Origin of the sequence: Mucilaginibacter jinjuensis (assembly GCF_028596025.1) — a bacterium.
GTDB lineage: Bacteria > Bacteroidota > Bacteroidia > Sphingobacteriales > Sphingobacteriaceae > Mucilaginibacter > Mucilaginibacter jinjuensis.
The window spans coordinates 3,053,388-3,075,189 of sequence record NZ_CP117167.1 but is presented as its reverse complement, the minus strand read 5'-3'; the positions used below and the strand labels follow the sequence as shown (position 1 = coordinate 3,075,189).

The window sequence follows — 21,802 nt, the reverse complement described above, 5'->3', positions numbered from 1 at the left end:
TTTTTATTTCTGCTGATGTATTTCAGCTTCATCTAATACCTTCTGGATCTCCTTAATCAATCGCTGGTTGGCATCTTTTAATGATGGATCTCCATCAAAAGCATCGTCATACAATACAGTCTTGCTTTTCTTGGTATAGTTAAACTGGATAAAGTATCGCGGCGAAACTACCTTAATAGTGGTATCGCGCTTAGTTTCATCAACCGGGAAGTTCCAGAAGCCCAAATCAGATGCCTTACGGTGCAGGTACAATAACTCGTCTTTGCTTACACGCAGGTGCTTTTTAATCAGCTCACCGCTCTTGGTCATGTATTGATACTCGCCTGTTTTAGAGTTATACGTATTAACCAGGCTATCGCCTTTACCATATTTAAACACGATGGACTGAAAATCGGCAAATTTGTAAGGCGCATTTTTAACCATCATACCATAATAGTATAGGCAATACACCAGGAAAGGCACCACTACTGTTGCGGCAAGGAAGATTTTTTTGAAACGATTAGACATTAGTTATTTTATAATGAGTGAAGGAGAGAATGATAGAATGAATATTAAACAGTTAAAGTTTTTCTGGCTGATGATACTACTTTTAATATTTCATTTGCTTCTGCAAATAACGCTTGTATACTATTCTGATCTATAATTTTCGCCTCTATTAATATTTCCATCCAAAACAATGATTCATCGGCTTCCTCCACAACAATTGATAATTTTGAATGAAATTCGGCTTTTGATCTCGCTCTGCATGCGGCCCTATAATTAGCGCCAACCGAAGATGATGACCGAAGCAATTGCCTGCCAATGATCTTTGCTTCTTCTGTTTTGGGCAAAGTTCTAAAAAGATTTATATTATCAACAACAAATTTCTTGGTGCGGCTCTTAAACTGCTCAATAAAGGCCTCTTTTTGAGAATTGCTCACGTTTTTTACAGCTATATGATATTAGGAAAAGGTTTATTTAAACATTGGGGTCTCTATTCTATCATTCACTCACTCTATCATTCTCTCATTATTACCCTCACCCAGCTCCCCTTCCCACTTACTCACCACTGCAGTAGCCATTGCATTACCGAGCACATTAGTTGCAGAGCGGCCCATATCCAATAATGGATCGATACCTATTAATAAGGCCAGTCCAGCTTCGGGAATACCGAATGATGCAATAGTGCCTGCAATAACCACCAGCGATGCACGCGGCACACCGGCTACACCTTTACTGGTAAGCATCAGGATAAGTAACATAGATAATTGCTGAGAAAAAGCCAGATGGATACCATACGATTGCGCCAGGAACAGCGAAGCAAAAGTCATATACATCATAGAACCATCAAGATTGAAGGAATAACCCAAAGGCAGCACAAAGCTTACAATCTTATTATTACAGCCAAATTTTTCTAACTCAACCAGTACACGCGGGTAAGCGGCTTCGCTGGTTGAAGTACTGAACGCCACCAGGATAGCATCTTTAATATTGTTAACCAAAGTAAATGCCCTGTTACGTAATACAATGAAACCCGCTGTAATGATGAATAACCAAAGTACCAGCAGCGAGAAATAAAACTCACTGATAAATATGGCGTATGTAGATAATACACCTAAACCCTGTTTGGCAATAACAACAGTGATAGCGCCAAACACAGCGATGGGTGCCAGTTTCATTACATAACCGGTTATTTTTAAAATCACATGAGCAAAGGCATCCATAGCCTTAATAACCACCTCGCCTTTCTCACCAATAGCACCTGTGGCTACACCGAAAAATAAGGCGAATACCACAATCTGTAAAATTTCATTATTAGCCATCGCTTCTATAAAGCTCTTCGGAAATACGTGCCCAATAAACTCGCGCAGCGATAAACCTGCCTGTTTAATATCAGTACCTAAATGACTATCGGGCAGTGGTAAATGCATGGCTTCGCCTGGTTTAAACAGGTTAACCAGTATCATACCTAGTAATAATGACACCAGTGTAGCACTTAAAAACCAAAGCATGGTTTTACCACCAATACGGCCTACGGCTGCAATGTCGCCTACTTTGGCCACACCAACTACCAATGTGGTGAACACCAACGGGGCTACTACCATTTTAATGAGGCGTAAAAATATATCGCTTAAAACACTAAAGCCGGTTAGTTTGTCTTCCCGTAAGGTATCATTTGTTTTACGGATGGTTACCTGGGCAGCTCTTTGCGTTTTTAGGGTTTTGAACTCGGCCACAGTAGTGTCTTTCATCTCTACCAGGCGGGTATCAATGGCTTTAATCTGCGCATCGGCCGTGCTTATGTTAGAGTTTATTTTATCTATTACCTTTACGTTGTAGATATAACCGGTAATAACGCCGGCAACAAGGGCAATAAAGATAAATAAGGTGAGTTTATTTTTGGTCATGCAATATGATTAAAGGGACGAAGCTACAATTTATAAATATTTTGATGAAATTTTAGGTTGGATGAGTATACCCACTTACGGAATAAGGGAAATTAAGACAGAATTAAAGCATTTAAGCCCTGTACAGCTCAATGATTTGTGCCTGCGCATGGCTAAATATAAAAAGGAGAATAAAGAATTACTGGCTTACCTCCTCTTTGAAGCGCACGATGAAGATGCTTTTATTGCCAGTGTAAAGGCTGAAACAGGCATGATGTACAGTCAGCTGAGCAGCCCAAGTTACCAGATGGCAAAAGGGATACGGAAGATATTGCGTGTGATAACCAAGCATATTAAGTTTATGGGATCTAAACAGGCTGAGGTTGAATTACTGCTTCAGTTTTGTAAAGATTACCTGGATTATGCTGATCGCAGGTCGAGTTATAAACCCTTGCGACAGATTTTAATTCGACAGCTTACTAAAATAAAGGCAGCAATTGGTAAATTGCAGGAGGATTTGCAGTTCGACTACCAGCAGGAGTACAATGATTTAGTGATAGATGCCGACAAAAAATTGAACTGGATTAACAAGTCTGAATTTTTGATGTAACATATAGATAGTGATGCTGTCTAAACCTTAAACTAAACAATAAATTACTCGTGGCTGATAAAGATGCTGCCTTCAAGCAAATATTTGAAGCTAACTCCAAAAAGATATACCATTTGTGCTATGGTTACACCGGCGATGATGATGCGGCGAATGACCTGTTACAAGACACCTTTTTAAAAGTGTGGCAAAACCTGGATAAATTCCGCAACCAGGCACAAATATCAACATGGATTTACCGTATTGCAGTTAATACCTGCCTTACTTATTTGCGGTCGGAAAAAAGACAGGCAAAAGATGAACTGACTCCATTACTCGCGGAAACGCGCCGGGAAGAATTTTCGGAAAAAAATGAGCAGGTGGCTTTGCTATATAAATGTATCTCGAAACTGGAAGAGACGGAGAGGATTATAATAACGATGGTATTAGATGAGTTACCATACCCCGAAATTGCTGAAATTTCGGGTATATCAGAGGGGAACCTGCGCGTGAAGATTTATCGTATTAAACAAAAATTAACAGATTTATATAACCACTATGAAAGACTTTGATCACTTATTGTCGGTATGGCAGGGACAGCCAGCCAACGATCAGCTTTCTGTGGACGATGTGCTAAAACAAGTAAAGAAAGGCATTGGTGGCATAACCGCCAAACTTTACTGGGGCATCGTAGCCATGATAGCGCTTACCGTTTATACGTTTGTGGTATTGTTTTTCTTCACGTTTAAGCACTGGGAAACCTATGCCGGTATAACCGTTATGTTTGCCACCATGCTGTTATACCTGTCGTTAATATTAAGGCACTATCGCATACTCCACAAACGCGACTTAACCGTTAGCCCATCAGAATATTTAAATACGCTAAAAGAATACCAGAAACAACGATCTGTCCTTGCGGGCTGGTTCTATTATATTTATGTAGTATTAATAAGCGCAGGGTTAGCATTCTACTTGTTCGAGATTTTAGAACACGCTTCTGTTTTAAAAAGAACAATGGTATATAGCCTTACCATTGTTTGGATCCTATTCTTGACCTTCTACTTAAAACGACGCATTTTTAGAAGTGAAGAAGAGAAACTAAACCTTTTGATTGAAAGGTTAGAGCGGTTGGAAACACAGTTTGAATAAATAAGCCTATAAATTTTGTCATTTCGACGAAGGAGAAATCTTATGCTTCAGATTTAACGTCGCATAAGATCTCTCACTATCGTTCGAGATGACAATAGTTGTTTAACTATCCTCAATAGTAAACATGGATCCCATCAACCTCAAAAAAGTTAAACCCTCCGAAGTTCAAACCTTACTGAACGTAAGCCGCGAAATGTTTTTCACGGCTTTTGCGCATTTAAATACGGTTGATGACATGGCTCTCTATGCAGCCAAAGCATTCACCATCGAGAAGTTGAGCGAAGAATTAAGCAATCCCGATTCACATTTCTACTTTGCTATATTGAATGAAAACATAGCGGGATACATCAAACTTAACACCCACACTGCCCAAACAGAATTTCAAGATCCACAAGCTTTAGAAATAGAACGTATTTATGTAGGTGCCAAGTTTCAAAATCAGCAAATTGGCAAGCAGTTACTACAATTTGCCATAGATAAAGCGGTCGAAAACAAATGCGAATACATCTGGCTTGGCGTTTGGGATGCCAACCATAATGCCATCCGTTTTTACAAACGTCATGGTTTCCAGATATTCAGCAGCCACGAATTTATGCTGGGGAATGATAAGCAGACGGATTTGTTGATGAAGAAGGTTCTTGAAGAGAATTTATAAAGAATTTGTCATTGCGAGCGATAGCGTGGCAATCTCGTCGCCAATGCTTATTCGATCTGTATAGCTACGAGATTGCTTCGTCGTACCTCCTCGCAATGACACAAATTTTATTCTTCTCGATTTTTAACTCTCGATTTCTGATTCCCCTTATCTTACTTTATCTCAATAACCACAGCATGCATTTCCTTTACCGAAGCCGCCATGCGTTTAATAAATAAATAATTGGCCGAACCGCCGATAATAGCACCCACTACAGGCACCAATCTTTCAGCAGTTTTTGAACCGATGTTAACAAGCAGTTTTTCGGCAACTTCTTCCATAATGGTTTTGGTAACGGTGACACCGGTATCAACCTTTAAAGAGGTAGCAATGATCTTGATAAACTCATCAAACGGGATCCGGTAATCGCCACGGTTATAATAGTTTATTGCCAAAGTGACACGAAACTGCTGGGTAATTAAATTGATCATATCCAACGGAACACCTATCAGCGTGGTCGAAATTCCACCTGCACCGGTAACAACGCCCGAGCCAGCTGCCAATAAGGCACATTGGTTGATAAACTTATCGATGCCCATCTGATCAACGCCACGTTTAATACTTAACTGATCTATCTGATCAAATATCTTCTCGAAACCGCCTTTTGATAAACGGTCAAAACTATTCTTAAAACCTGCTTTAAGTTTATCAAATTTTATTTGAGGGAATGTTATTTTTCGCATCTTGTGTTTATAATATTGGTTAATAAGTACTATTATCGTGCCACTGTTAAATCTATTTTTCACAGTAAAAATCCGAAATCGAACATCCCAATTCCGAAATCATACTTATCTTGGTGCCATGAATAAGGGTCTACTTTTCACCATCTGCATTGCCTTTACTTCGGCAGCAGCTTTCGCACAAAAAGTTCAAAAATTAAGCGATTACTTTCCGGCTCCCAATGTTTGGCAGCAAAAAACGCCATCACAATCGGGTTTGGATGATGATGCTATTCGTAAAGCAGTGGCTTTTGCCATAGCCAATGAAGCTAAATCATCACACGATGGTGTCATTTCTCAATACCAAAGTTTTGGTAAAGAACCCATGAGCGAAGCTGTTGGCCCATTGACCGAGCGTGCAGCAGCAACCGGTTTAATTATTTACAAAGGTTACGTTGTAGCCCAATGGGGCGACCCAAACAAAGTTGATATTGTAAACAGCGTAACCAAAAGTTTACTTTCTACAGTAATCGGCGTGGCAGTAGATCGTGGCCTTATCCGCAGCACCAATGATACCGTTGCCAGTTACGTGCCTTTTGTAGAGCTATATAATCCGGGCGGTAGCAATGGTTCAGAAAGTAATCAGAATGATATTATTTACCCTTTTGCATCGGCCCATAACCGCAAGCTCACCTGGGAAGTAATGCTCCGCCAAACCAGCGACTGGGAAGGAACCTTATGGGGTAAACCAGATTGGGCCGACCGCCCCCAAGGAGAGCTTGAAGAATACAAAAACCGCAAACGTAACGAACCGGGAACCGTTTGGAAATATAACGATGTACGCGTAAATGCCTTAGCCCTTGCAGCCACCAACGTTTGGCGCAGGCCATTACCAGAAGTACTAAAAGAAACCATTATGGACCCAATTGGTGCATCAACAACCTGGCGATGGTACGGTTACCGTAACTCATGGATCGTGCTGGATGGTCACCCCGTACAATCTGTAAGTGGTGGCGGCCATTGGGGGGGCGGCATGTTTATGAATGCTTATGACATGGCGCGTTTCGGCCTGCTAACACTGCACGCCGGTAACTGGAGGGGCAAACAATTGATCAGCAAACAATGGGTTGATCAGGCCCTTACCCCTACCACAGCCAATACCGGCTATGGCTACATGAACTGGTTTTTAAATACTGATAAAAAGCTGTTGCCATCTGCCCCCGAAAAAGCTTGGGTACACATAGGCAATGGTACAAATATGATCTATTGCGATACCGAGCACGACCTGATTATTGTTGCCCGCTGGATTGATAATAAAGCGATGGATGGTTTGGTTGGTGGGGTTTTGAAGGCGATAGCACCTTGATAGAGAGTCAAGAATCGAGAGTCAGGAATCAAGACAGAACTTTGCAACTTCTCCAAGCACGTCATTGCGAGGTACGAAGCAATCCCCAACTTGCAGAGCGGCTCTGTAAAGTTCGCGATTGCTTCGTTCCTCGCAATGACGTGTATTTTTCAGTCTTGTTTCTTGGCTCTAACTTATCCTGTCGCCAAAAACGGATTAAAGTTCCTCGTTCCAACCTCCATACCGGCAGCCCGGCAAACGGTTTTGTCTCCATACTTGAAATTGATATTATCCATTGCCTGGTAAAGCTTTATCTGCTCCTCATTATCCTCAAAAAGATTGATCTGGTAGCTTCCCCTTGCCAGCTGGCTTAGTTTTACGCCAATTAAGCGCACCTTTTTATTTTTAGTCCAGGCCTTTCTAAGCAGTCTTTTAATACCGGGAATCAGGATATGTTCTGCAGCCGTAAGGCTGATCTTCTCTTGCAGGGTATGTGTTTCAAAATCGTTGTAGCGGATTTTTACCGCCATGCAACCTGCTATTTTATTTTCTTTACGGAGTTTAAAGGCCAGCTCCTCTGTCATCGATACCAGGATGGTTTCCAATGTTTTCAAATCAGCAGTATCAGCATCAAAAGTATGTTCTGTGGAGATTGATTTACGTTCGGAGTGTGGTACAATTTCGCCCATATCAATCCCACGTGCCTTTTCCCAAATGTATAAGCCTGCCCGGCCAAAAACCACTTCAAGAAAACGGAGTTCAACCTTTTGCAGATCGCCTATTTTTTCAATCCCATATTCATATAATTTCTGGCAGGTCTTTTCGCCCAACATTGGTATTTTACGGATAGGTAGCGGCGCCATAAACTCCATTTCTTTACCATGCTCAATCAGCAATTGCCCGTTGGGTTTGGCCTGGTTGGTTGCCATTTTAGCTACTGTTTTAGTTGAAGCCATACCGAAGGAAATTGGCAAACCTGTTTCGCGTGTTATCCGTTGCCGCAGATCAGATGCTAATTTGTACGAATCATAATACCTATCCATCCCCGTCAAATCAATGTAAAACTCATCTACAGAAGTTTTCTGATACAGCGGTACAGAATCATGAATAATCTGTGTAACCTCTTGCGAAGCCTCGCTATAGCGCCCGTGCGTACCACGGATCAATATCGCATCAGGGCAAAGTTTTAACGCCTGGCGTGTTGGCATAGCAGAGTGCACTCCAAACTTACGCGCTTCATAACTGCACGATGCCACCACTCCCCTGTCTGCCGAGCCGCCGATTATTACCGGCTTGCCAATGAGCGAAGGATTAAACTTCCGCTCAACAGACACAAAGAACGAGTCGAGGTCGATATGCACAATTTTTCTTTCCGGAATCACCATACAAATGTGGAAAAATTAAATGTAAAAATACTAATAATTTTAGCAATTTCGTTTATCTAATTTTATTTTATGATGACCGGATATTCTGATTACATGCTGTTGCTCAGACCCGATGAGCGGATCTGTGCCGAAATTAGCAGCTACAAAAAGCTGGCTGAGGGGTTGATTGGCAGTTACCCGTCTATGGGTTCTACAGCGCACATATCTATCGCAAAGTATACCCGCACCAAATCTTATATGATGCGCCCGGCTATTGAGCGCCTGCAACCTAAACTTAAAAGTATGCAGGCAGTAACGTTGCAGATCAATAATTTCAAATTCTTCGTCCATAAAAATAACACCTATACTATTTATGCAGTTATCGAGGCCACTTATCAAAGTGATAACTGGTTTGCTGCTCTGGGCAAGCAATTACGCATCAGCAAAAGCCAGATGACCCCACATATTACCATTGCCCGCAGTATTAATGAAAATAGCTTCTATAAACTGTGGCCGCATTTTAAGTATATCACTTTTCGTCAGCGGTTTATGATTAACAGCCTTACGGTGTTAGAGCGTGAAACCCTCAATAACCAGTCGAAATGGGCCATATTTCACGAATTTGTATTTGAGCACAAAACAGCAGATGCTTTAGTATAGCCATACATTTTATTAGCCTCATTCTCAGCCAATACATGCCTGATCGTATTTTTATTTCACAAAAGTTGATAATTTTCCTACATTTGCGGTGGGTAAGTCTTTTACGACCAGCTCCTCTTGAACTCCCCCAGGGTGGGAACGCAGCAAGGGTAGAGGGTTGTAGCGGTGCGATAAAAGTAGCTTACCCACTTTTTTTTCTTTCAATTAGCTAATTCGGCAATTAGTTAATTCGGCAATTAATACTACCTAATTTTATAATTATTCTATTAGCTGAAATAATGGCCTCCCCCATTCAAAACAATGTTATCGTAGATAAAAATTTTCAGTTCGCCGTCAATATTTTAAAATTCGCCCAAATACTTCAAGACAGTAAACAATTTATACTATCGAACCAAATGCAACGTTCGGGTACGTCTATTGGTGCAAACATTCGGGAGGCCCAAAATGCAGAAAGTAAGGCCGATTTCATACATAAATTCAAGATTGCAGCAAAAGAAGCTGAGGAAACTGAGTATTGGTTATTACTTTGTAAAGAAATTGGCTACCCACAACAAGCTCAACCACTGTTAGATGAATTATTTGTAATTCAGAAAATAGTCACTAAGATAATTTCAACCACAAAAAATCAACTTATTTCACGAACGGTATAATTGACAAATTGCCGAATTAACAAATTAACTAATTGATATATGAAGTTTTTCATTGATACCGCCAACCTGGCTCAAATACAAGAAGCGTACGATTTAGGTGTGCTTGATGGTGTAACCACTAACCCATCGCTGATGGCCAAAGAAGGCATCACAGGCCAAGACAACGTAATTAAACACTACCTTGATATTTGCAACATTGTTGGCGATTGCCCGGTTAGCGCCGAAGTTATTGCTACCACTTTCAACGAAATTATTGTTGAAGGCGAAGCATTGGCTAAATTGCACCCAAGCATCGTGGTTAAAGTACCGATGATTAAAGATGGCGTAAAAGCTATTAAACACTTTACCGAAAACGGTATTAAAACTAACTGTACACTGGTATTTTCAGCTGGTCAGGCTTTATTGGCTGCTAAAGCTGGCGCTACTTATGTATCTCCGTTTGTTGGCCGTTTGGATGATATTTCTACCGATGGTTTACAACTGATTGAGGATATCCGTTTAATTTTTGACAACTACGGTTACGAAACTCAAATCCTGGCAGCATCTGTGCGTACACCAATGCACATCATTAACTGTGCTAAAATTGGTTCAGACGTAATTACGGCTCCCCTATCAGCAATTACTGCTTTATTAAAACACCCGTTAACTGATAGCGGCTTAGCTACATTTTTAGCTGACCACGCTAAGGCAGCAGGTAAATAATTACTAAACATTATATCCATTTTCTGCTTTAATCTGTATTGATAAAGTAGAAAATGGATATTCAACATCAGCAGATAAAAGGTGAAGGCTCCTTCTTCATCGAAAAAAATGGCCATCAGGTAGCCAACATGGCTTATACCATGCTTAGCCCTACCGTTATGAGCATTTACCATACCGGCGTAGATGACGACCTGCAAGGCCAGCACATTGGCGAAAGTTTGGTTGAAGCCGGGGTTGAGTACGCCCGCAAAAATCATTTAAAAGTAAAACCCGCCTGCAGCTTTGCCCAAAGCGTATTTGATAAGGGCAATTTTAATGATGTATTAGCATAATTGCTACATTTGGCTATGCTCGATATTTTAATTATAGGCGGCGGCCCCATTGGCCTGGCCTGCGGTTTGGCTGCGCAGAAAGCAGGACTCAGTTTTTTAATTGTAGAAAAAGGCACCCTGGTTAACTCGCTGTACAACTACCCCTCAACCATGACTTTTTTCTCTACCTCAGAGAAACTGGAGATAGGCGGCGTTCCCTTTGTAACTACACACAACAAGCCGAACCGTGCCGATGCCTTAGAATATTATCGCCGGGTAGCCTTGTCGAACACATTACCCCTAAATTTATTTGAAGAAGTTACCGAGGTTCAACATCTCGACGGGCATTACAAAGTAACTACCACCAAGGCCGTTTACGAGGCTAAATACATTATTGTATCAACCGGTTTCTACGATATTGCTGTCAATCTCGATATCCCCGGTGAAAACCTACCGAAAGTAAAACACTATTACCAGGATCCCGCCTTCTATACCCTGCAAAAAGTTATTGTGGTGGGTTCAAGTAACTCGGCTATTGATGTGGCTTTAGAAACCTACCGTAAAGGTGCGGATGTAACATTGGTTGTGCGCGGCAGCGAGATTAGTGAACGTGTAAAGTACTGGGTAAGGCCCGATATTATTAACCGGATAAAAGAAGGTAGCATTAAAGCCTACTTTAACTCAAACTTAAAAGCCATCCGCGAAACTGAAGCTGATATTGAAACGCCAGATGGCTTAATTACAATCCCGAATGATTTCGTGATGGCGATGACGGGCTATAAGCCTAATTTTCTTTTTCTGAAGAAAATAGGCATTACGCTATCTGATGATGATCGTTATATCCCTCAGTATAATAAAGATACAATGGAGACCAACCTGCCCGGTATGTATTTAGCTGGTGTGGTTTGTGGTGGTATGGATACCCATTTATGGTTTATTGAGAATTCGCGTATCCATGCAGAAATGATACTGGACGACATTGTGAAGAAAGAATTTCAAACTAATTAACTTTTTTCTTTCCAATTAAAGAACGAAATGCTAAATTGCTGGTTATTAACCTCTAACAAAACACAATAACAAAGCTAAGCTCTGTATACTTTAAACCCCAAATGGATACCGTTGTTAATGACCCTGTCAAACAGATAAATTCGTTGCTGGATGAAGCCTATAAAACGCGTATCCATAACCTCAAAAAAAGCACGCAACTTGCCAGCAAAGCCTTAAAACAAAGCCGCGAGATCGATAATGCAGCCTTAACAGGACATAGCCTAAACCGCTTGTCGCTTTTTTACATGATTATGGGCGAATACAAGCGCGCTATAACCATGGCCAAAGAAGCCATTAAACATTTCGAAAATTTAAATGATGAGCGTGGCGTAGCCGATGCCAAATACAGCATTGCCGGGGTATATTATAAAACGGATAATTACCACCTTGGCTTGGTTTATCTGATGGATTGCTTAATTATTTATCGCAAATACAACGATTACCATAACCAGGCACGGGCACAAAAATCACTAGGTACCATATACGAGTATATTGGCGATGTGCGCAATGCCATGCGCGCTTATGAAAGTTCGATAGAGGCTGCCGAAAAAATCAAGGATGACAACCTTATATCTAACGTATACAATCCACTTTCGGGCATTTATCTTAAACAGGGAAATATTAAAAAAGCAATGCATCTTATTGAAGATGCCATTGAACTAAAAAACGACTCAGGAGATATTCGCGGCCTCGCTTTCTCTATATATGGCCGTGGCAAAGTATACACTAAAACAGGCGAATACCACAAAGCCGAACGCGATTTTAAGGAAGCATTGGTTATACATAACCGCGAAAAAGACAACCTGGGTATTGCTATGGCGCTTTATAAAATGGGCGTGCTTTATGAAGCAATGGGCAGAAACGCAGAAGCCAAAGAAACTTTGCAGAAAGCCCTTGAACTAAGCACCAGGTATAATATCATTTTCATTAAGTTTAAATCGAACCACCTGCTCTATCAGATCTATAAGAAAGAAAACAACACAGAGAAATCGCTCGAATATTTAGAATTGTATCTTCAACAAAAAGAAGCTGTAATTAATACCCAAACCCTACAGGTGATTGAGAATTATGAGATGATCACCAAGATGGATGCGCTTAAAAATGATGCTAAAGCACAAATAGAACGCGCCGAAATACTAGAGAAAAAAGAGCTTGCAGAGCAAACGGCCAAGATGAAACAGGAGTTCCTGTCGACCATGAGCCATGAGATCAGAACACCTCTGAATGCGGTGATCACCATTACTTCTCTGCTCAGTGAACGCTCAGAACCAGGAGAAAAAGACCTGTTCGATTCTTTAAAATTTGCCTCTAACAATCTCCTGCTCATCATTAATGACATTCTTGATTTTACAAAACTCGATGCAGATAAGGTACAGTTAGAACCTCACCCATGTGAGTTTAACTCATTAATAAAACGCATCACCCGCACTTACGATCAAATGGCCACAGAAAAAGGCCTCAAACCATCAGTAATACTCGATCCTACTATTTGGGAAAGTTATGAGATGGACGAAACCAAGATTGTGCAGATACTCGGCAACCTCATTAGTAACGCTATTAAGTACACTGAAGAAGGTACAGTGCAGCTGGAAGTAAAAAAGATCGGCAGCGATGATCATCATGACACATTGCGGTTCATTATATCTGATACCGGCGTAGGTATCCCGCCCGAGTATTTCGATAAAATGTTCCAGAGCTTTTCTCAGCCAAAATCAATTACCACGCGCAAACAAGGTGGTTCGGGACTGGGTCTGGCCATTGTTAAAAAGCTGATTGAATTACATAACAGCGAAATATTTGTAGAAAGCGAAGTAGGCAAAGGTTCTGTGTTTCATTTCGACATTACATTACGCAGGTCAATAACTATCGCAAAACCTCCTGCTAAGAGCTTTAACGACATTCGTAACTGCAATATCTTATTGGCAGAAGACAACATGATTAATGCCATGGTAGCGCGTAAACTGCTCTCTAAATGGGGCATCACTGCAGAGCATGCAAAAAACGGACTTGAAGCCATAGCCATGTCACAGCTAAAATCTTATGATTTTATTTTGATGGATATTCACATGCCCGAAATGAACGGTTTCGATGCCACAGCACATATCCGTAACAATACAAACCCGAACTCGGATACACCTATATTTGCCCTCACCGCCGATATTACTGCTGAGCACCAGGCCGAGTATGTAGATTATTTCAGCGGCTTTTTACGTAAGCCTATTGAAGTAGATAAACTTCATGCAGCCCTAACCGGAACCTTATGATCCACTTCGTTTCTGTTTTACAACGATACTTGTTATTTTGTGGCATTCTCCAAGAAATAGCAAATGAAAAAGGGACGTTTAGAAGCATTTAGCGATGGTGTAATTGCCATTATTATCACCATTATGGTGCTCGAACTTAAAGTACCACACAGCGCCGAGTTGCATGCTTTGCTCCCCATGCTTCCTACCCTTTTTTGTTATGTGTTGAGTTTTATATATGTGGGTATTTACTGGAATAACCACCACCACATGATTTATATGGTTGATAAAATTGATGGTAAAGTACTTTGGGCCAATTTGAACCTGCTGTTCTGGCTGTCCCTCGTACCCTTTGTAACTGCCTGGACAGGCGAAAATCATTTTGCGCAATGGCCGGTTATCTTTTATGGCGGGGTTTTAGCCACTACAGGGGCTTCCTATAATTTACTTGCCCGCTTACTCATTAAAAGATCGGGCAAAAACTCTATGCTGGCACAGGCCGTAGGCCGTGACTGGAAAAGTATCGCATCTGTATTAATATATATTACAGGCATAGCGGCGGCTTTCTATAATCCACTGATCAGTATGGGGTTATACATCATAGTTGCGATGATATGGTTTATTCCCGACACACGGATCGAGCGGAAAATACTGGGCAAACAGTCGTGCTAAATTACTATTAATCAAAGCCATATATATTCAAAATTTTACATTGACTTAGGTTACAAGGGTATTATTATTTCCTAACTTCATGTGTTACTAAAACTTTGCAACATGAAAAAACTTACCCTGTATTTTTTACTATTGCTGCCTGCTATTTATGCGAAAGCACAAGATGCAGTTAGCTACCAACTACCACCCAAAGACATTGCCGACTTGCTGCTGGCTAAACCAACACCAGCTGTAAGTATCGACAGCAAAGGTGAGTGGATGCTACTGAGCGACCGCAACTCCTACCCTTCTGTAGCGGAGCTTGCGCAGCCCGAATTACGGATTGCCGGTCTGCGTATTAACCCTGCAAATTATTCGCTTAGCCGTGGTAATTACATCAACAATTTCACACTAAAAAATATCAAAACTGGTAAAAGCTACCCGGTTACAGGTTTGCCTTCGCCGTTATTTGCGGGCAATATTAGCTGGAGCCCCGATGAAAAGAAAATTGCTTTTACCCATACAGGTGCTAAAGCGGTTGATCTTTACGAGATCAGTGTATTGACACAAAAAGCTGTTAAAATAAATAAACAGCCGTTAAACACCGTTATAGGCCAGGGTGCAGCAGTTTGGGTTGATAATACTACCTTACTTTATCGCACAGCCACCAAACCAGCCAGTGCAGCACCCGCCAAACCCGCTGTGCCTAAAGGACCAACCGTTCAACAAAACCTGGGTAAAGTTGCCCCCAGCGCTACCTATGAGGATCTAATTAAAACCCCTTATGATGAGCAGTTATTCGAGTTTTTCGGCACATCGCAATTGGTGCAAAACAAGAACGGGATCGAAACCCCGGTAGGTAAACCGGCCATTAACAGCGGGGTTACCTTATCACCCGATAAAAAATATATCCTGTTACGTACCATCAAAAAGCCTTTCTCTTACCTGGTTACTGCACAAGGCTTCCCTTCTACCGTAAAAATCACAGATCTGAGTGGTAAAACTGTTAAATTATTGGCCAAGTTACCATCAAGCGAGGCAACACCTTCTGGTTACGACAATACACAGAACATTGATCGTGCCTTTGATTGGCGCGACGATGAGCCTGCAACCATTACCTGGGCACACCCCTTGGATAGCGGCCGTATTAAAAAGAAAGTTGATTTTCATGATGCCGTTTATGCTTTAAGCGCACCATTTAGTGGCCAGCCGTCTGAGTTATTTAAAACCCAATACCGTTACCGTGGTACCCAATGGGGAAATGCCGAAATTGCTTTGGTAATTGAAGGCCTTCGCTCTAAACAACTGGAAAAGGTTGATCGCTACAACACCACTACCCAAAAACTTGAGAAGCTTTACGAACGCAATACCAGTGATGCCTATAGCGATCCAGGTAACCCGGTTACTACCAAAAACAAGTTTGGCCGAGAGGTGATATTAACCACCGACAACGGCACCAAACTATTAATGAACAATACAGTAGGTTCATCTCCCAAAGGTGATTTGCCTTTCCTGGCACGTTTCGATATTGCATCAGGCAAAAATGAAATACTGTGGCGTTGCAGCGAAGGTTATTTTGAGTATGTAGTTGATGTAATTGACCCGGATAAACTGGTACTGGTTACCCGTCGCGAGTCCCAAAAAGATGTGCCTAATTACTACGTCAAAAATTTGGTACTGAGAATGGCAGACAGACCAATCACTACCTTCACCAATCCATACCCGCAACTGGTAGGTGTTACCAAAGAGAAAATCCACTACAAACGTGCTGATGGCGTTGATTTAACCGGCGACCTATACTTGCCAAAAGGTTATAACAAAGATAAAGACGGGCCATTACCTGTATTGATCTGGGCTTACCCGCGTGAGTTTAACTCAGCCTCGGATGCAGCGCAGGTACGTGGCTCGCAGGATAAGTTTACCATTATTGGCGGCGGCAGTCCGGTATTTTTTGTAACCCAGGGTTATGCTATTCTGGATAATGCCGAAATGCCGATTGTAGCTAAAGACGGCAAAAAGCCGAACGATACCTTTGTTGAACAATTGCAACTCAATGCCGAAGCAGCCATAAACAAACTGGCAGAAATGGGTGTGGGCGACCGTAACCGTATTGCAGTAGGCGGCCACAGCTATGGTTCGTTCATGACAGCCAACCTATTGGCACATACCAACTTATTTAAAGCCGGCATTGCCGAGAGCGGTGCCTACAACCGTACCCTTACTCCATTCGGTTTCCAGAATGAGGACCGTACCTATTGGGACGATCCGAAATTATATTATGATATGAGTCCGTTTAGTTTTGCGGATAAGATCAAAACGCCGATCCTGTTAATCCACGGTGAGGCCGATGATAACCCAGGCACCTTCCCTATCAATAGCGAACGTTTATTTGCTGCTATTAAGGGCTTAGGTGGCACTGTAAGATTTGTTTACCTGCCTTATGAAGCACACGGTTATCGTGGTAAAGAGAACCTGTTACACAAGCTTTGGGAAATTAATACATGGTTAAATACTTATGTAAAAAATGCCAAGCCTGTTGAGAGCGCGAGCAAGTAATATTATGCAGATAAATAAGAAAGCCTCCCAAATTTGGGAGGCTTTCTTATTTAATATCTATCAGCTTTTATTCTATACTATTTTTTAATCCGGATAAATCGCATTGCAGGCTTTTATCCCAATTGCCGGTAATGGCAACTGCATCGTAAGTGGATTGCAAAAATTGCAACAGGCTGGATTCCGGGTCGGCCGCTTGCTGAACTATATGATACGGTAAGAAAAATTCGCCCATTTCTTTACTGTAAAAAGCACCTTCGGGGCCTACTGGCTGTGATCCGAAATCATCAGGTGTTGGATAGCAATAGGCATAAAATGCAGGGTGAGGAAATTGCTCACTACCTGGCCAAAATCCGCATGAGCTTACTTCCTGAGAGTAGGCCTCCTGCATTACTGCAGCCGGTATATTGGGTGCACCACCGGGGTGAAGCGGCGCCTTACGGCCCGAGAAACGGGTAACCGCCAGATCAAAAGCTCCCCAAAAGAAATGCACAGGGCTGCATTTGCCATCAAACCCTGCTCTGAACTTAACAAACACATTATTAATTTTCACCAGCGCCTGCCAATAGTTATGCATCACATCGCCATGATAAGTACACGGCGTTTGATTTTCTAAAAACGGAATAGCAGGATCAACCTCATTTGGCACAGCATAAATCTCTGTATCAATACCTACATTTTTCAGGTTATCCATCAGCTCAGTATAAAATGCAGCTATAGTTTTAGCCCCTAATGGGAACGAAGTTTTTTTACCGGTACTGGTAAAGATATGCAGCTGATGATCAATAAAATCGAGATCGATCTGGAAACTTCCTTCCTTGTAAGGTATACTCCCGGTTGTTAAACCCAAGGCGCTAACATATAAGGTTACATGCCAGGAGTGATTAATCCATGGGGTTTGAGTTAACCTCACTTTCCCGACCATCTGCGTCCACATGTGTACAGTGGCAATGGTGTCTTTTAGCTCCTGATAATTCAGTTCGGGCCAGGTATGTGTTTTTTGTTCGTTCATAATAATCATGGTAGTGTTTTTTATTAACGAAATAAGCGAGGTTTAGTTATTGTTCTTCGCTCCAACGATAGCTCTGGTGATCAAGCCCCATCAGATCTACTACCCTGTTCACAACCGTTAAGGCCACATCTTCAATAGTTTTGGGCAAACTATAGAATGATGGCACGGCGGGGCAAATAATGCCACCAGCTTCGGTAACGGTTTGCATATTACGGATATGAATGAGGTTTAAAGGTGTATCACGTGCTACGAGAATCAGTCGGCGGCGCTCTTTCAGGATCACATCAGCGGCACGGCAAATCAAATCATCTGAAGTACCGGCAGCAATACGGCCGAGTGTACCCATAGAGCAGGGTACCACAACCATAGTATCAAACCTGGCAGAACCTGAGGCAAAAGGTGCAAAAAAATTGTTCTTTTGGTAAAAGTCGAAAGGGTAATTTTTGTAATCGTCGTTCTGCAGTTCGTATTTCCAAACTTCTTTGGCGTTATCAGACATTACCACAGCCACCTTATCAATCTGATTTTGCAGCTTTATTAATTGATCAAATAATACTTTGGCATATATAGAACCACTGGCCCCCGTTACAGCAACAACAATTTTTTTCATGCTTGATTATAGCAGATAAACAAAAATTAACGGGACAATGTTACGGAAATATAAATAAAAAAAGGGTCGAATAACTCGTACTCGACCCTACATCTACCTATGAAAAACATGCCCTTGAGAGGGCATTACAAATGTAGAAACTATTTTTTAATTTATAAACAATTTTTTTAAATTATTTTAACCTCAGGTAGTTATGCGTTTTTTACGTTGTTTAAGCGTTTTTCTCAATTAATGTTTGGATAATACCATCAACCATACCCACACTTGGCACATAAATATTTTTAATATCTGCCCATTTCATCACGGTAAGGTATATTTCACATGCCGGGATAATCACATCGGCCCTGTCCGGGTTCAAGCCTAAAATGTTGATCCTGTCTTTTAAGGAGTACGAGTTCAGGTTATTATACAAGGCTTTCAATTTACTTATACTTAATGGCGAACCATCTTTCTCGTCTGACAACTTGTACAATTTGTTAATATTACCGCCCGTACCAATGCCCGAAACATTTTTAAGTTTACGTGTATGGTCTAAAATAAACTGTTTCATCTCGTTCCAGGTTTCATCTTTATCCTGGTTATCCAGCATACGGATAGTACCAATATTAAATGATTGTGAAGCAAATAAACTACCTGATGAGAACAGCGAAAGCTCTGTACTGCCTCCACCTACATCTATGTAAAGGTAGTTTTTAGTATTATCTATATCCTGCTCAATATGGCTGGCATAAATAATATTTGCCTCACGCTCGCCGCGTACAATTTCCAGCTCAATGCCTGCTTCTTCTTTAATACGTTTTACAATTTCCTGCCCATTGGTAGCTTCACGCATGGCCGATGTAGCACAGGCCATATAATCATCCACTTTATAAACATCAATCAGGTTTTTAAACGCAACCATGGTTTTAACCAACTCATCAGCCTTTTTTGGCGATATCAACTGATTTAAAAATGCATCATCGCCCAGGCGCAACGGAACCCGTATCAGCGTGTTTTTTTTGAAAGAAGCAGTAGTGCTGTGCTTGGTAATATCAGCAATAAGCAATCGTACTGCGTTTGATCCGATGTCTATGGCGGCGTATCTCAATTTTGTAAGTTTTTAGCTTTCAGGTAATTATATATCTCTATCTGAGCCCGATGCAATACATCCGACTTTGTTTTGTGGTACTTATTTGTGCCGATACCGTTAAGGTCGCGAGCTTTGGTATTATCTTGCAACTGGATATTGATCATATCCCGCACTTCTTTTTTCAGGGCTTCATCATAGATCGGGAAGCCAACCTCTACCCTGTTATCAATATTCCGGGTCATTAAATCGGCCGATGTAAGGTAGATCTTCTCTTTCCCTCCGTTGGCAAAAATCAATACACGGGCATGTTCCAGGTATTTATCTACAATGCTTATTACCTTAATATTTTCGCTGTATCCTTTTACATGAGGTATCAGGCAGCACATACCCCTCACTATCAGGTTTATTTTCACGCCTGCGCCGCTTGCTTCGTACAACTTTTCTATTAATTGCTCATCAGACAAGCTATTCATCTTCAAAATCATATAGGCTGGTTTGCCGGCCTTTGCAGCTCTCATCTCCTGGTCTATCATCTTATAAATAGCCGGGCGCGAATCAACAGGCGATACGATCAGGTTTTTTAACCCCTTTGGCAACTGGCCTTTTTGCAGATCTTTAAAAACCAGGATCAGATCCTCGGTAATCCGCTTATCGCAGGTAAACAGCGTATGATCTGCATAAATATTGGCAGTTTTCTCGTTGAAATTTCCGGTAGAAAGGCATGCATAGTAAACAGGCTTTCCTTTCTCTATACGGGTTACCAGGCAAGTTTTGGCGTGCACTTTATAATTCGGGATACCGTATATAACGTTAACACCCTCTTCTTCGAGACGGTTGCTCCAGTAAATATTGTTTTGCTCATCAAAACGGGCACGCAGTTCAATTAAACAATTTACCTTTTTACCGTTTTTCGCTGCGTTAATTAAGGCGTGGATCACACTCGAATTTTCGGCCAGGCGATATAAGCTAATGCTGATCTCTTTAACTTTTGGATCAATAGCCGCTTCACGCAAAAAGTGGATGGTATAATCGAACGACTGGTAAGGTGTGCTCACCAGGTAATCCTTCACCATAATCTGGTTAATCAAACTTTTGGCAAATGACAGATCTTTTACCGGCAGCGGCTTATAACGTTTATACTCCAGTTCGGGTTTACTGGTATTAGGGAAATTAATAAAGTCCTTAAAATTATGGTAACGGTTACCCGGTATTAAGTTTTCGCTATGCAGGTTAAGCTTCAGGGTAAGGTTATTCACCATATCCGCAGGCATTTCGGCATCATATAACAAACGCATCGGTTTACCTTTACGTCGCTTTTGTAAGCTTTTGCTTAAGGCATCAATAAATTTCTCACTTACTTCCTTATCCAGGTCCAGTTCCGCATCGCGGGTTAACTGTATCGAATAGGCTTCGATGCTGTCGTAATCAAAAATGAAGAAGATATCCTCAAGGCTATATCGTATAATATCATCCAACAGGATAATAAAGTTCAAGTCGTTGGTTTGCGGCAGTACCAAAAACCGCGATAAGTTATCCGGAAATTCTATCAGAGCCAGGCGGGTTTTCTTTTTGGTGGTTAGCTTAACAAAAAAGTAGATAGCACGGTCGCGCAGTTCAGGGATAGGCGAATCTTCGTCCAGCATAACAGGCACCAACGTAGGCAATATTTTACTGCGGAAATATTCGTTTACCGATGCACCACGGGTTACGTTCAGTTGCTTTTCGTTGAGGATAAAGATCTTTTCGGCAGCCAGCTGTTTAACAATGATATTTTCATACAGGTTATTAAACTTACGCTCCTGTTTAATAACGATGCTTTTTATCTGCGTTAAAACCTTTTTAGGGTTGTAACCCAACAGGTTTTTAGCTTTCTCGTTTAAATTTGCTAAACGGCTAAGCGTAGCAACCCTAACCCGGTAAAACTCGTCGAGGTTTGATGAGAAAATGGCCAGAAAGCGTATACGGTCTATCAGCGGCACTGTTGGGTCGGCAGCTTCCTGCAAAACCCGGTCGTTAAAGTATAACCAACTAATTTCTCTGTTTACTAAAGGTATTCGTTTATCATGGGGCATATCTACTGCTTCGGCAATTAGGCGCTGTATGCAAAACTGCTCATTTATTTGTTAATTTA

General features: G+C 41.4%; 22 protein-coding genes and 1 other RNA gene. 14 read left to right on the top strand and 9 right to left on the bottom strand.

Features of this window, described 5'->3' with window-relative positions; all coding sequences use genetic code 11:
• Nucleotides 1–3: 3 nt before the first annotated feature.
• The 3 genes from PQO05_RS13905 to PQO05_RS13895 form a co-directional block, all read right to left on the bottom strand.
• Nucleotides 4–507 (bottom strand): hypothetical protein, encoded by a 504-nt coding sequence (locus tag PQO05_RS13905; RefSeq protein WP_273633520.1) that lies wholly within the window; start codon nucleotides 505–507, stop codon nucleotides 4–6.
• A 44-nt stretch (nucleotides 508–551) separates the two neighbouring features.
• On the bottom strand, nucleotides 552–920 hold the full coding sequence (locus PQO05_RS13900; RefSeq protein ID WP_273633519.1) for a four helix bundle protein: 369 nt from the start codon (nucleotides 918–920) through the stop codon (nucleotides 552–554).
• A gap of 69 nt (nucleotides 921–989) precedes the next feature.
• Entirely contained in the window at nucleotides 990–2,387 is a 1,398-nt protein-coding gene (locus PQO05_RS13895) for a dicarboxylate/amino acid:cation symporter (RefSeq protein WP_273633518.1), read from the bottom strand.
• 61 nt (nucleotides 2,388–2,448) lie between these two features.
• Here PQO05_RS13895 and PQO05_RS13890 point away from each other — a divergent pair, with 61 nt between their 5' ends.
• The 4 genes from PQO05_RS13890 to PQO05_RS13875 all read left to right on the top strand — a co-directional run bounded on the left by PQO05_RS13890 (nucleotide 2,449) and on the right by PQO05_RS13875 (nucleotide 4,756).
• The gene (locus PQO05_RS13890) at nucleotides 2,449–2,976 is read left to right on the top strand and encodes a hypothetical protein (RefSeq protein ID WP_273633517.1); all 528 of its coding nucleotides are present in this window, start codon (nucleotides 2,449–2,451) and stop codon (nucleotides 2,974–2,976) included.
• A 50-nt stretch (nucleotides 2,977–3,026) separates the two neighbouring features.
• Nucleotides 3,027–3,524, top strand: coding sequence for an RNA polymerase sigma factor (locus PQO05_RS13885; RefSeq protein WP_273633516.1), 498 nt, complete (start codon nucleotides 3,027–3,029; stop codon nucleotides 3,522–3,524).
• Nucleotides 3,511–4,101, top strand: a complete 591-nt coding sequence (locus PQO05_RS13880; RefSeq protein ID WP_273633515.1) for a hypothetical protein — start codon at nucleotides 3,511–3,513, stop codon at nucleotides 4,099–4,101. Before PQO05_RS13885 ends, PQO05_RS13880 begins: the two co-directional genes overlap by 14 nt.
• 124 nt (nucleotides 4,102–4,225) lie before the next feature.
• Nucleotides 4,226–4,756, top strand: coding sequence for a GNAT family N-acetyltransferase (locus PQO05_RS13875; protein ID WP_273633514.1), 531 nt, complete (start codon nucleotides 4,226–4,228; stop codon nucleotides 4,754–4,756).
• 152 nt (nucleotides 4,757–4,908) lie between these two features.
• Here the strand turns inward: PQO05_RS13875 and PQO05_RS13870 are convergent, their stop codons facing one another.
• Nucleotides 4,909–5,478 carry a hypothetical protein gene (locus PQO05_RS13870; RefSeq protein WP_273633513.1) on the bottom strand — a complete coding sequence of 190 codons (570 nt, stop codon included), beginning with the start codon at nucleotides 5,476–5,478 and terminating at the stop codon, nucleotides 4,909–4,911.
• Between the two features lie 118 nt (nucleotides 5,479–5,596).
• Here PQO05_RS13870 and PQO05_RS13865 point away from each other — a divergent pair, with 118 nt between their 5' ends.
• Complete coding sequence (locus PQO05_RS13865) at nucleotides 5,597–6,820, top strand: serine hydrolase domain-containing protein (RefSeq protein ID WP_273633512.1); 1,224 nt, start codon at nucleotides 5,597–5,599, stop codon at nucleotides 6,818–6,820.
• 173 nt (nucleotides 6,821–6,993) lie between these two features.
• Here the strand turns inward: PQO05_RS13865 and dinB are convergent, their stop codons facing one another.
• A complete protein-coding gene (gene dinB / locus PQO05_RS13860; protein WP_273633511.1) occupies nucleotides 6,994–8,184 on the bottom strand; it encodes a DNA polymerase IV in 1,191 nt (396 codons plus the stop codon).
• A 69-nt stretch (nucleotides 8,185–8,253) separates the two neighbouring features.
• On the opposite strand from dinB, the gene PQO05_RS13855 reads away from it, so the two are divergent.
• The 9 genes from PQO05_RS13855 to PQO05_RS13815 all read left to right on the top strand — a co-directional run bounded on the left by PQO05_RS13855 (nucleotide 8,254) and on the right by PQO05_RS13815 (nucleotide 16,983).
• Nucleotides 8,254–8,823, top strand: a complete 570-nt coding sequence (locus tag PQO05_RS13855; RefSeq protein ID WP_273633510.1) for a 2'-5' RNA ligase family protein — start codon at nucleotides 8,254–8,256, stop codon at nucleotides 8,821–8,823.
• Between the two features lie 90 nt (nucleotides 8,824–8,913).
• Nucleotides 8,914–9,007: signal recognition particle sRNA small type (gene ffs / locus PQO05_RS13850), an RNA gene on the top strand.
• Nucleotides 9,008–9,101: 94 nt separating this feature from the next.
• A complete protein-coding gene (locus PQO05_RS13845; protein WP_273633509.1) occupies nucleotides 9,102–9,473 on the top strand; it encodes a four helix bundle protein in 372 nt (123 codons plus the stop codon).
• Nucleotides 9,474–9,512: 39 nt separating this feature from the next.
• Complete coding sequence (gene fsa / locus PQO05_RS13840) at nucleotides 9,513–10,175, top strand: fructose-6-phosphate aldolase (RefSeq protein WP_273633508.1); 663 nt, start codon at nucleotides 9,513–9,515, stop codon at nucleotides 10,173–10,175.
• Between the two features lie 53 nt (nucleotides 10,176–10,228).
• Nucleotides 10,229–10,507 (top strand): GNAT family N-acetyltransferase, encoded by a 279-nt coding sequence (locus tag PQO05_RS13835; protein WP_273633507.1) that lies wholly within the window; start codon nucleotides 10,229–10,231, stop codon nucleotides 10,505–10,507.
• Nucleotides 10,508–10,522: 15 nt separating this feature from the next.
• Complete coding sequence (locus PQO05_RS13830) at nucleotides 10,523–11,494, top strand: YpdA family putative bacillithiol disulfide reductase (RefSeq protein WP_273633506.1); 972 nt, start codon at nucleotides 10,523–10,525, stop codon at nucleotides 11,492–11,494.
• A 101-nt stretch (nucleotides 11,495–11,595) separates the two neighbouring features.
• Nucleotides 11,596–13,797, top strand: coding sequence for a tetratricopeptide repeat-containing hybrid sensor histidine kinase/response regulator (locus PQO05_RS13825; RefSeq protein ID WP_273633505.1), 2,202 nt, complete (start codon nucleotides 11,596–11,598; stop codon nucleotides 13,795–13,797).
• Nucleotides 13,798–13,860: 63 nt separating this feature from the next.
• Nucleotides 13,861–14,448, top strand: a complete 588-nt coding sequence (locus PQO05_RS13820; protein ID WP_273633504.1) for a TMEM175 family protein — start codon at nucleotides 13,861–13,863, stop codon at nucleotides 14,446–14,448.
• Nucleotides 14,449–14,550: 102 nt separating this feature from the next.
• Nucleotides 14,551–16,983: an alpha/beta hydrolase family protein gene (locus PQO05_RS13815; protein WP_273633503.1), complete on the top strand. Its 2,433-nt coding sequence runs from the start codon at nucleotides 14,551–14,553 to the stop codon at nucleotides 16,981–16,983.
• A gap of 67 nt (nucleotides 16,984–17,050) precedes the next feature.
• On the opposite strand, the gene PQO05_RS13810 is transcribed toward PQO05_RS13815, so the two are convergent.
• The 4 genes from PQO05_RS13810 to ppk1 form a co-directional block, all read right to left on the bottom strand.
• Complete coding sequence (locus tag PQO05_RS13810; RefSeq protein WP_273633502.1) at nucleotides 17,051–17,992, bottom strand: DUF5996 family protein; 942 nt, start codon at nucleotides 17,990–17,992, stop codon at nucleotides 17,051–17,053.
• Between the two features lie 46 nt (nucleotides 17,993–18,038).
• Nucleotides 18,039–18,602 carry a UbiX family flavin prenyltransferase gene (locus PQO05_RS13805; RefSeq protein WP_273633501.1) on the bottom strand — a complete coding sequence of 188 codons (564 nt, stop codon included), beginning with the start codon at nucleotides 18,600–18,602 and terminating at the stop codon, nucleotides 18,039–18,041.
• 211 nt (nucleotides 18,603–18,813) lie between these two features.
• On the bottom strand, nucleotides 18,814–19,689 hold the full coding sequence (locus PQO05_RS13800) for a Ppx/GppA phosphatase family protein (RefSeq protein ID WP_273633500.1): 876 nt from the start codon (nucleotides 19,687–19,689) through the stop codon (nucleotides 18,814–18,816).
• Nucleotides 19,686–21,743, bottom strand: coding sequence for a polyphosphate kinase 1 (ppk1, locus tag PQO05_RS13795; protein WP_273633499.1), 2,058 nt, complete (start codon nucleotides 21,741–21,743; stop codon nucleotides 19,686–19,688). Before ppk1 ends, PQO05_RS13800 begins: the two co-directional genes overlap by 4 nt.
• Nucleotides 21,744–21,802 lie beyond the last annotated feature (59 nt).